The sequence below is a fragment of the Lewinellaceae bacterium genome (assembly GCA_020636105.1).
In the GTDB taxonomy this organism is placed as follows: Bacteria; Bacteroidota; Bacteroidia; order Chitinophagales; family Saprospiraceae; genus BCD1.
In genome coordinates this window covers 1,169,311-1,181,626 of record JACJYL010000002.1, presented here as the reverse complement: position 1 = coordinate 1,181,626, position 12,316 = coordinate 1,169,311, and the positions used below count along the sequence as shown (strand labels likewise).

1 protein-coding gene is annotated in these 12,316 nt (G+C 46.8%); it reads left to right on the top strand.

Annotated features, from left to right (window positions below):
- Positions 1 to 37: 37 nt before the first annotated feature.
- Positions 38 to 12,232: an HYR domain-containing protein gene (locus H6571_21710; protein ID MCB9326371.1), complete on the top strand. Its 12,195-nt coding sequence runs from the start codon at positions 38 to 40 to the stop codon at positions 12,230 to 12,232.
- The last annotated feature ends 84 nt before the right edge of the window (positions 12,233 to 12,316 follow it).

The window sequence follows — 12,316 nt, the reverse complement described above, 5'->3', positions numbered from 1 at the left end:
AACTATTTTCTTTCTCTCGTAACAAATTACACATTTGATGAAAAAGCTAATTTTACTTTTCACAGTAGTATTATTTTCAATTAGTTTGAATGCACAGCGTTATAAAGAAATGATGGACGATTTATCCGTCAATTTTTATGATGTCTGTAAGGAAGCAGACAAATATTTCGAAACGATCAATAAAGATCAAAAGGGCTCTGGTTATAAAGGGTACCAGCGCTGGAAGTATGCCAATGAATATAAATTTTATCCCTCGGGCCAAAGGGACAGGATTGATCCTTATTTTGTGGAACATGCCTTTGAGGCCTATTTGAAAAACAACCCGTCCCAGGCAAACGTAAAAAGCCTGTTTAATAACGGATGGGAAGAACTGGGGCCATATGTCGTTGATAATATTATGGGCGGATACTCGGCTGGTTTAGGCCGGGTGGAAGAGATATATGTTGATCCCAATGATCCGGACAGGATGTATTTGGGATCCAGGAGCGGGGGATTTTGGAAAACGACTGACGGAGGAGTTACCTGGCAGGGAAGTACTACGGATTTTTTAATCGCATCGGGTGTGAATGCCATTGCTACACCTCCTGGACAGCCCATGAATATTCTTATCAATGTGCAAAATGCAAAGAATGGGTATTCTAATGGGATTTATCGATCTACCGACGGAGGAGATTCCTGGACTTTGACGAATTTCAGTCCTGCCAATGTTGGGTATGGTGGTTTGGGCAGTAATTTCAAGGTTTTTAAAATCGTTTATCATCCCACCGTACCGAATCTCGTTTTCATAGGTACCAATAAAGGGTTGTACTGGTCGACTGATAATTTGCTTACCTGGACTCGATTGTCGAAATTTAAAGTTACTGATTTATACTCTGCGGAGGTTACCGATATTGATTTTCATCCGACGGATCCTGACGTTATTTATGCGCTTGACACTTATTATTGGAATAATAACCACAATTATGTTTATACCTCAACAGATCAGGGACAGACCTTTTCTGAATCAATGGAGGTTGCGGGGAATGCAGGTGCCACAGGTTATTTATCTGTCAGCCCTGATTGCCCCAATTGCGTGTTTTTTGCAAGTAATAACGGAATCTGGAAATCGACAAACCAAGGGGCGAATTTCACCTTTCTTATCAACCCGGGTTCTGAATGTCACGGAGGATTTGCCGTTAATGACCTGGATGTCGACAACATGATTTATGGTTATTTAGATACGGAAGCGAGTACCGATGGAGGAGTTTCTTTTAACCAGGTAACCTGGTGGAGTTTGGGCAATGCCAACAACGGCCCAGGGTCTCCACAAGATAATTTTTTAACAACGACTGCTTATGTCCATGCTGACTTAAGAGATGCTGAATGTGTGAATGGCGTTTTTTACGTGGCCACCGATGGATTTTTATGTAAAAGTACAGACAATGGGGCTACCTGGCATTACCTGAGTCAAGGTACGGCTATCAGGGAAAATTATAAATTGGGAGTGAGCCAGTCCAATCATTACAGAAGTATCTCAGGTTCTCAGGATTGCGGAACCAGTATAAAACAGCAAAGTACCTGGATTGAATTTTACGGAGGAGACGGAATGGAGGGCATCGTTCATCCTTTAAATGACGACTGGATGATCGGTAGTTCTCAGTACGGAGGACGAATAAGAACAAAAGACGGCGGGCAAACCCAGGGGGGGGTTAACCCTGCAGGACAAACAGGCTCCGGAAATGGTGCTTGGGAAGCTCCATTGCTTTATGATCCGAATAATCAGATGAGGGTTTATCATTTTAGCACTATTGTCAATGTAAGTGAAGATTTTGGATCGTCATGGACGGCTAAAGGCAGTCCTGTTACCTTTACTGATCCAATAAAACAAGCAGCCATCGCTGAGAACAATTCAGATATAATGGTTATTGCATTGGACAGTGAAATTGAAAAATCAACTGATGGAGGGGCCACTTTTGTGGATATAAAAAATAATTTACCCGGCGATGCCATCCAGGATATCGCTTTTGATCCTTTGGATGATGATGTGATCATTGTAGTTTATGCGACTTATCAAAATAACGGCAATAAGGTTTTTATGACTACCGACGGCGGTGCCAACTGGACGAATATAACCTCCAATCTGGGGAATATGCCCGTGCATACCGTCGTCATCGACGCTTCTGATGATTCCAATATTTATCTCGGTGCTGAAATCGGTGTATTCACCAAACCGATGACGGGCACTACCTGGACTTTATACAATCCGGATTTGCCCAATGTATCCGTGGAAGAACTGGAAATAGTATACGGTTCCAATACCCTTAAAGCCGCGTCATGGGGACGTGGATTATGGGAATATACCCTCGTTGGCAGAACGGATTACCCTTCTATTTTAAAAACCTATATCACCGACCAACCTACGGATGATTTGCCCAAGGAAACGGTTCCTCAATATGTAACTTCTGAAATCACTTATAATAATACGCTTTCCAGTGTGTATTTGGAATGGTCAGTCAATTCACCCACTTTTGGCAATCAAATTACCATGTCAAATACAGGAGGCAATACCTGGGTATCCGATACTCCTCTTCCGGATTATCCTGCCGGGACAAAAATGTATTTTAAAGTTTTTGCCGTGGGGGCTTCTGGCGACATTACCGAAACCTATAAATTTATGTATACGGTAAAGCCTTTTGTTTATTGTGATGCAACAGGTAATAATAACGGAGGATATAACGAATTGCACATCAGCAATGTTACCATCGCGAACGTAAATAATACTACCTCCGATAATGCTTATTATACCTTGTTTAGTAATCTTGTTAATTTAGAACAAGGGCAAACGTATACTATTTCTGTTCAGGGAAGTGTTAATTATGCAGCTAATGATTATGATGCTTGGATTGATTATAACGGGGATGCTGAGTTTGGGTCAGGTGAGAGCCTGGGTTTAGTCAAAACAACTAATACCCTGGCGACCGCCACTTTTACAGTCCCAATGTCGGCCATTACCACCAAACAACTTCGTTTGCGTACGAGATTATCCTACTTTACTGCGGCGGCAGCCTGTGGCAATACCTTTGGAGAAGTAGAAGATTACCCGGTACAGGCAATGCCTCCGGATCTTCAGGAAATTTCCATCACGGATGTAACCATGAATGAAGGATCGGCTTCAGGTACCACTACGTTTAATTTCACGGCCACTGTCGACGATAATTCGGCCAATCCTATCACATTGTACTATAATACCTCTTTAGGAACAGCTCAGGCTGATGATATCAATGGAGTGCCGAATGGTTTTGTCACCTTCACCGGAACTCAAACAACTGCAACGATTTCTATCGATGTCAATAAAGATTGTCTCGCAGAACCTGACGAAACGTTTTATGTCAACCTGACCAGCAGCACGGCAGGAACCATAATAGATAATCAGGGCGTTGGAACCATCGTGAATGACGATATCGCCCCAGCCATAACTTGCCCGGGTAGCTTGTCTCCTGCAATCCTCACACTCGACAATTCCTGTTCTGTGATCGTGCCGGACTACACAAACCAGGTAACGGCGACTTTTGATGCGACCTGCGCGAACCTGGTGCAGAGCCCGGCTCCGGGGACTACTGCCTCAGGTGCAGGTTCATTGACCATCACGTTTACCATTGATGACGGTGATAATCCTGTTGCCTCTTGCAGCGGTACCGTTCAGTTAACCGATGGTATTGATCCAGTAGTAAATTGTCCTGCAGATATTACGGTTGTTAATACAGCGGGGTTATGTGGTGCCAATGTTACCTTTGCCTTAACAGGTTCCGATAACTGTGGCGCTTTCTCTATTGGAACTACCCATAATTCAGGAGATTTCTTCCCCGTGGGTACGACAACCGTTACGGCTACCGCAACGGATGTGGCCTTAAATACGGCCAGTTGTAACTTTACGATTACCGTCAACGATGCGGAAGATCCTCAGATTTCCTGCCCGACTTTAGCGACCGTAGTGGGTTGTAGCGCAGTGATTCCTGACCTTACCATGCCTGCCGGAACGACCCTGGCCAATAGTTCTGCTGATTTTTCAGGAACTCAGGGGAACAATGGCTGGCAATATGGTAAATATGCTGCTTTTGATGCTGCTGGTTTTTCGCAATTACCTAATTGGACCGGATTTGTTTGGAACAATTTAGGCGTGGGTGCCATTTTGGATTTTCCACAGTTGGATCCCAATGGAGGTCACCCTCAATTTGAAGGCCTGACCTGGGCCGTACGCCGCTGGACGAGTACTTTTACCGGAGAGGTCAACCTCAGTGGTAATTTTTACGACAGGGATGGAAATTGTGGAGATGGTGCTAATGTTCGCATTCTCCTAAATGGAACTCAAAAATATGAATACTTAAATATTTCAACAGGTTCAGTTGGTTATAACTTTAATCTGAATGTAGTGGTTGGGGATGTCTTAGACTTTGTCATTGACCCGAAATTTGATGCAGCTTGTGATGACACCCATTTTACTGCCGTAATTTCTACAGTCAACGGTGTAAGCCCGACGGATAATTGCGCAGTGGTGAATGTAACCCAAAATCTTGTTCCGGGGACTGTGGTGGGTCCGGGAAATAACGAAATTGTCATAACTGCTTTTGACGCAGCGGGTAATTCAGGTAATTGTACGGCTACCCTCACTGTACAAGATAATGAAGATCCTGTGACACCAACCTTAGCCGATGTAACGGGAGAATGTTCCGCAACGGCCACGGCACCGACGACTACAGATAATTGCGCTGGAACGATTACCGGAACAACAACCGATGCATTGACTTATAGCACCCAGGGCACGCATGTCATCACGTGGACCTTTGATGATGGTAATGGCAATGTGATCACCGCCACTCAAAATGTGGTGATCGATGATGTGACCGATCCTGTGACACCAACCTTAGCCGATGTAACGGGAGAATGTTCCGCAACGGCCACGGCACCGACGACCACAGATAATTGCGCCGGAACGATCACTGGAACAACAACCGATCCATTGACTTATAGCACCCAGGGCACACATGTCATCACCTGGACCTTTGATGATGGCAACGGCAATGTGATCACCGCTACTCAAAATGTTGTGATCGATGATTTGACCGATCCGGAAATAAGCTGTCCGGCTAACATCACAACATCCGCAACCAGTCCCGCAGGAGCAATAGTAACTTACACCACTCCGGTAGGAACCGACAATTGTGCCCCAACAACGAACCAGACAGCAGGGCAAGCCAGTGGAACGACCTTCCCTGTAGGAACCACGACCAATACTTTTTTAGTCATGGATCAGGGGGGCAATAGTGCATCCTGTTCCTTTGATGTGATTGTTTCTGAATTGGGGCCTGATTTAACTTGTCCGGCAACTATTACAGTAGATACAGATCCTGGGCAATGTAATGCAGTGGTAACTTTTGTGGCTACGGAAACTACAGGAGCTACCATAACCTATTCACAAAATCCCGGTACGGCCTTCCCGGTTGCAACGACAACCGTTCTGGTTACGGCAACAAATGCAGGGGGTAGCTCAAATTGTTCCTTTACGGTTACCGTAGAAGATAATGAAGCTCCCGATGCACAATGCCAGGCAGTGACGGTTCAACTGAATGGAGCCGGCATGGGAACTATAACAGCAGGGAATGTTGACGCTGGTTCCAGTGATGCTTGTGGCATTCAGGGTTTAGGCTTGGATAATTCAGGTTTTGATTGTGAGGATATAGTTGACCTAACGGGGTGGATCAATGAATTTCACTATGATAATGTTAGTGGGGACGTTAATGAATTTGTAGAGATTGTCGGAAACGGGGATATATCTACCTGGTCTCTTGTGTTGTATAACCAGGGCGTAGTATATGAAACATATCCTTTGACAGGAGCTACGATTTCTATGGCAGGAGGATTCACATTTTATGCCATTAATACACCCGGGCTCCAAAATGGAGGGAATGACGGTTTTGCATTAGTGGACGCTTTGGGCCATGTGGTACAATTGCTTAGTTATGAAGGTACTTTTACGGCCAGTACAGGACCTGCTAATGGAATGACTTCAACAGATGTTGGAGTGGTGGAATCTAATTCTACCACATTGACTACAGAGTCCTTACAACTTCAGGGAACTGGAAGTGACTACAGCGACTTCACCTGGGTTAATCCAATGACAAGTACCCCCGGTAGTCAAAATTCAGGTCAAACCCTGATAAACCTTAGGCCGGAGGTAATCCTTACCGTAACAGATAATAATGGAAATATGTCAACATGTACGGCTGTGGTAACGGTTGAGGATAATGAAGATCCGGTGACACCAACCTTAGCCGATGTAACGGGCGAATGTTCCGCCACCGCGACGGCACCAACGACTACAGATAATTGCGCTGGAACGATCACTGGAACAACAACCGATGCATTGACTTATAGCACCCAGGGCACACATGTCATCACCTGGACCTTTGATGATGGCAATGGCAATGTGATCACCGCTACTCAAAATGTGGTGATCGATGATGTGACCGATCCTGTGACACCAACCTTAGCCGATGTAACGGGCGAATGTTCAGCAACGGCCACGGCACCGACGACTACAGATAATTGCGCCGGAACGATTACCGGAACAACAACCGATGCATTGACTTATAGCACCCAGGGCACGCATGTCATCACGTGGACCTTTGATGATGGCAACGGCAATGTGATCACCGCCACTCAAAATGTGGTGATCGATGATGTGACCGATCCGGTTACGCCAACCTTAGCCGATGTAACGGGCGAATGTTCAGCACCGGCGACGGCACCGACGACTACAGATAATTGCGCCGGAACGATTACCGGTACGACAACCGATCCATTGACTTATAGCACCCAGGGCACACATGTCATCACGTGGACCTTTGATGATGGCAATGGCAATGTGATCACCGCTACTCAAAATGTGGTGATCGATGATGTGACCGATCCTGTTACACCAACCTTAGCCGATGTAACGGGCGAATGTTCAGCAACGGCGACGGCACCAACGACTACAGATAATTGCGCTGGAACGATCACTGGAACAACAGCTGATGCATTGACTTATAGCACCCAGGGCACACATGTCATCACCTGGACCTTTGATGATGGCAATGGCAATGTGATCACCGCTACTCAAAATGTGGTGATCGATGATGTGACCGATCCTGTGACACCAACCTTAGCCGATGTAACGGGAGAATGTTCAGCAACGGCGACGGCACCAACGACTACAGATAATTGCGCTGGAACGATCACTGGAACAACAGCTGATGCATTGACTTATAGCACCCAGGGCACGCATGTCATCACGTGGACCTTTGATGATGGTAATGGCAATGTGATCACCGCTACTCAAAATGTGGTGATCGATGATGTGACCGATCCTGTGACACCAACCTTAGCCGATGTAACGGGAGAATGTTCAGCAACGGCCACGGCACCGACGACCACAGATAATTGCGCTGGAACCATTACCGGTACGACAACCGATGCATTGACTTATAGCACCCAGGGCACACATGTCATCACCTGGACCTTTGATGATGGCAATGGCAATGTGATCACCGCTACTCAAAATGTGGTGATCGATGATTTGACCGATCCGGAAATAAGCTGTCCGGCTAACATCACAACATCCGCAACCAGTCCCGCAGGAGCAATAGTAACTTACACCACTCCGGTAGGAACCGACAATTGTGCCCCAACAACGAACCAGACAGCAGGGCAAGCCAGTGGAACGACCTTCCCTGTAGGAACCACGACCAATACTTTTTTAGTCATGGATCAGGGGGGCAATAGTGCATCCTGTTCCTTTGATGTGATTGTTTCTGAATTGGGGCCTGATTTAACTTGTCCGGCAACTATTACAGTAGATACAGATCCTGGGCAATGTAATGCAGTGGTAACTTTTGTGGCTACGGAAACTACAGGAGCTACCATAACCTATTCACAAAATCCCGGTACGGCCTTCCCGGTTGCAACGACAACCGTTCTGGTTACGGCAACAAATGCAGGGGGTAGCTCAAATTGTTCCTTTACGGTTACCGTAGAAGATAATGAAGCTCCCGATGCACAATGCCAGGCAGTGACGGTTCAACTGAATGGAGCCGGCATGGGAACTATAACAGCAGGGAATGTTGACGCTGGTTCCAGTGATGCTTGTGGCATTCAGGGTTTAGGCTTGGATAATTCAGGTTTTGATTGTGAGGATATAGTTGACCTAACGGGGTGGATCAATGAATTTCACTATGATAATGTTAGTGGGGACGTTAATGAATTTGTAGAGATTGTCGGAAACGGGGATATATCTACCTGGTCTCTTGTGTTGTATAACCAGGGCGTAGTATATGAAACATATCCTTTGACAGGAGCTACGATTTCTATGGCAGGAGGATTCACATTTTATGCCATTAATACACCCGGGCTCCAAAATGGAGGGAATGACGGTTTTGCATTAGTGGACGCTTTGGGCCATGTGGTACAATTGCTTAGTTATGAAGGTACTTTTACGGCCAGTACAGGACCTGCCAATGGAATGACTTCAACAGATGTTGGAGTGGTGGAATCTAATTCTACTACATTGACTACAGAGTCCTTACAACTTCAGGGAACTGGAAGTGACTACAGCGACTTCACCTGGGTTAACCCAATGACAAGTACCCCCGGCAGTCAAAATTCAGGTCAAACCCTGATAAACCTTAGGCCGGAGGTAATCCTTACCGTAACAGATAATAATGGAAATATGTCAACATGTACGGCTGTGGTAACGGTTGAGGATAATGAAGATCCTGTGACACCAACCTTAGCCGATGTAACGGGAGAATGTTCCGCCACCGCGACGGCACCGACGACTACAGATAATTGCGCCGGAACGATTACCGGAACAACAACCGATGCATTGACTTATAGCACCCAGGGCACACATGTCATCACCTGGACCTTTGATGATGGCAACGGCAATGTGATCACCGCTACTCAAAATGTGGTGATCGATGATGTGACCGATCCGGTGATACCAACCTTAGCCGATGTAACGGGAGAATGTTCCGCCACCGCGACGGCACCGACGACTACAGATAATTGCGCTGGAACGATTACCGGTACGACAACCGATGCATTGACTTATAGCACCCAGGGCACACATGTCATCACCTGGACCTTTGATGATGGCAACGGCAATGTGATCACCGCTACTCAAAATGTGGTGATCGATGATGTGACCGATCCTGTTACACCAACCTTAGCCGATGTAACGGGCGAATGTTCAGCAACGGCGACGGCACCAACGACTACAGATAATTGCGCTGGAACGATCACTGGAACAACAGCTGATGCATTGACTTATAGCACCCAGGGCACACATGTCATCACCTGGACCTTTGATGATGGCAATGGCAATGTGATCACCGCCACTCAAAATGTGGTGATAGCTGATGTGACCGATCCTGAAATAAGCTGTCCGGCTAACATCACAACATCCGCAACCAGTCTTGCAGGAGCAATAGTAACTTACACCACTCCGGTAGGAACCGACAATTGTGCCCCAACAACTAACCAGACAGCAGGGCAGGTCAGTGGAACGACCTTCCCGATAGGCACGACGACCAATACTTTTGTTGTAACGGATCAAGCTGGCAACTCTGCTACTTGTTCCTTTGCCGTTACTGTTGGCGGCACGGCACCTGACATAGTTTGTCCTGAAAATATTACTGCTGATACCGATCCTGGTTTATGTAGTGCCATAGTAACTTTTGCCGCTACAGAAACAACAGGTAATCCACCGTCGATGATTTCTTACTCATATAATCCGGGGAGTATTTTTCCATTAGGTATGACAATGGTTACCGCTACAGCAACAAATTCCGCGGGTAGCTCAAGTTGTACATTTGTTATTACTGTGGAAGATAATGAAGACCCTGTCACGCCAACCTTAGCCGATGTAACGGGCGAATGTTCCGCCACCGCGACGGCACCGACGACTACAGATATTTGCGCTGGAACCATTACTGGAACAACAGCTGATCCATTGACTTATAGCACCCAGGGCACGCATGTCATCACGTGGACCTTTGATGATGGCAATGGCAATGTGATCATGGCTACTCAAAATGTGGTGATCAATGATGTGACCGAACCGACAATTTTCTGCCCTGCCAGTTCGATAACTGTTGGTAATACTACAGGCCAATGCGGTGCCAACGTACCCTTCAACGTCAGTGCTACGGATAATTGTGGCGATGTAACCGTTGTCTGCACCATCGGTGGCGACAATGGCGGCGGCTCAGGCAACTGCGCCACCAACAACCTCAATCTCAGTCTGACTTTTGATAATTATCCTCAGGAAACGTCCTGGATGATCCTGCAATTGCCGCAAGAAATTATGGTCGCTTCAGGAGGCACCTATGGATCTGAACCGGATGGTTCCACGCTGAACATTCCGATCAATCTTCCGGATGGGGAATATCTGTTTTTGATCAAGGACTCTGCAGGAGACGGCATGTGTTGTACCTACGGCAGTGGTTCTTACGCCCTGTCCGGCAATGGACAGACCTTCGCCCAGGGAGGTTCGTTTTCTTCTTTTGAAAAGACGCCTTTCTGTGTGGAAACACCAGCACCAGGTGGTGGCCCGCTTACCGAGGTATCTTCAGGGGATTTCTTCCCGGTGGGAACGACTACCGTGACCTGTACGACCACAGATGCAGCCGGCCTGACGGATGTTTGTACCTTTGATATTATTGTAAATGATACCCAGGCTCCATGGCTGACCACGCCTTGTCCTGGCAACATTACCCTTTGCGGAGCCCAGAATGTTTCCTGGACACCTCCTGCAGCGGATGACAACTGCGGTGTGGTTTCAACGGTCAACAACTACAACCCGGGAGACTTCTTCGCAGTGGGTACTTATACGGCCACTTATACTTTCTACGATGCCGCCGGCTTATCGGTATCTTGTAGTTTTACCATCACCATCAATCCGGTCCCTCAAGTGACGATCAGTCAGACAAACCTGCCGACCTGGTGCCAGGGCATCAAGGTGCTGACGGCCAATGTGCTGAATCCACAGGCGCTGACCTATCCGCTGACCTTTGTATGGTCTGACGGTTTGGGCGACAGCCCGACGGTTATTGCTCCGGCCAACGGCACTTATAGCGTTGTGGTGACGGATGCACTGGGATGTTCCACTGAAGTTTCGACGACCGTGAATGTGGATATTTCCACCCTGCTTTCTGCTTATACCATCATTTCCGGAAAGGGATTAGAGATGTATGAATCCGATGTGCTCGGTGGTGGCGTGGGCGTCAAAAATGCCAATGAGTGTGTCATTTCTCAAAATTCCTCCATCCTGACTTTCATGCGGGCGAATGCCGCTGGTGTGACGGTGGATGGCAGCAGTTTTGTGAACAATTTTATCAATGCGAACTTCAACGTGACATTACCTGCTTTCCTGAGCAATCCGTACAATGCTTTCAACAATATCAATGTACCGGCGAATGCTACAGTGACGCTCTCAGGCAGCAATTACGGATATGTAACGGTAGAAGCAGGGGCAACGCTGATCATAGCCAACCCACAGATCTTCATCAAAAACCTGGTGACAGCCAAAAATGCCACCATCATTTTCAATCAGCCGACAGAGATGAGAATCCGTGGCAAGATGAGCATCGGGCAGAGCAATACGGTGAATCCGGACGGTTATACCAGTGTGATTTATGCAAGTGGAGAGGTTTCTATAGGCCAGGGCTCAGTAGTCACTTTGAACATATATGCACCGGAGGGACTTAACGTAAGTGATTCCGGTGCCTCCCTGACGACTTACATGACGGGAATGTTCATCAGCAACGACGAGGTGGCATCGGATCATCATGTGATCTGGAACTGGAACCTGAATTGCAGTTACCTCCCAACGACCGGAGGGAATATTCCTTTTGCCGCATCGCCGGATCAGGAGGTCATTGAAACTTCCAATACCACTAAGGAAGGATTGAATGTATATCCGAACCCGACTTCAGGTGTGGTCAACATTGATATTACGGACTTCCTGGGCCAGAAAGTAGAGTACACCGTGTACGACTCCTTCGGCAAGGAAGTGATGAGGAGTACGATCGACCAGCTCGAAATTCCGACTATATCCCTGGACATGTCGTCTGCACAGTTTGCCAATGGTATGTATCAGGTGAGTCTGAAGGGAGAAACAGAAATGAAGAGTGCACGGTTTGTTTTGACCAGATAGATTGGCATTAAGAAAATAGGGAACAATTTTTTTGAAATAGAAAATCGAGAATTAGGAAGAGCCTGGCAACAGGCTCTTTTTTTT

Excerpts from the sequence above, each read along its gene's own strand:
- H6571_21710 (MCB9326371.1), top strand. The coding sequence starts at position 38 with ATGAAAAAGCTAATTTTACTTTTCACAGTAGTATTATTTTCAATTAGT.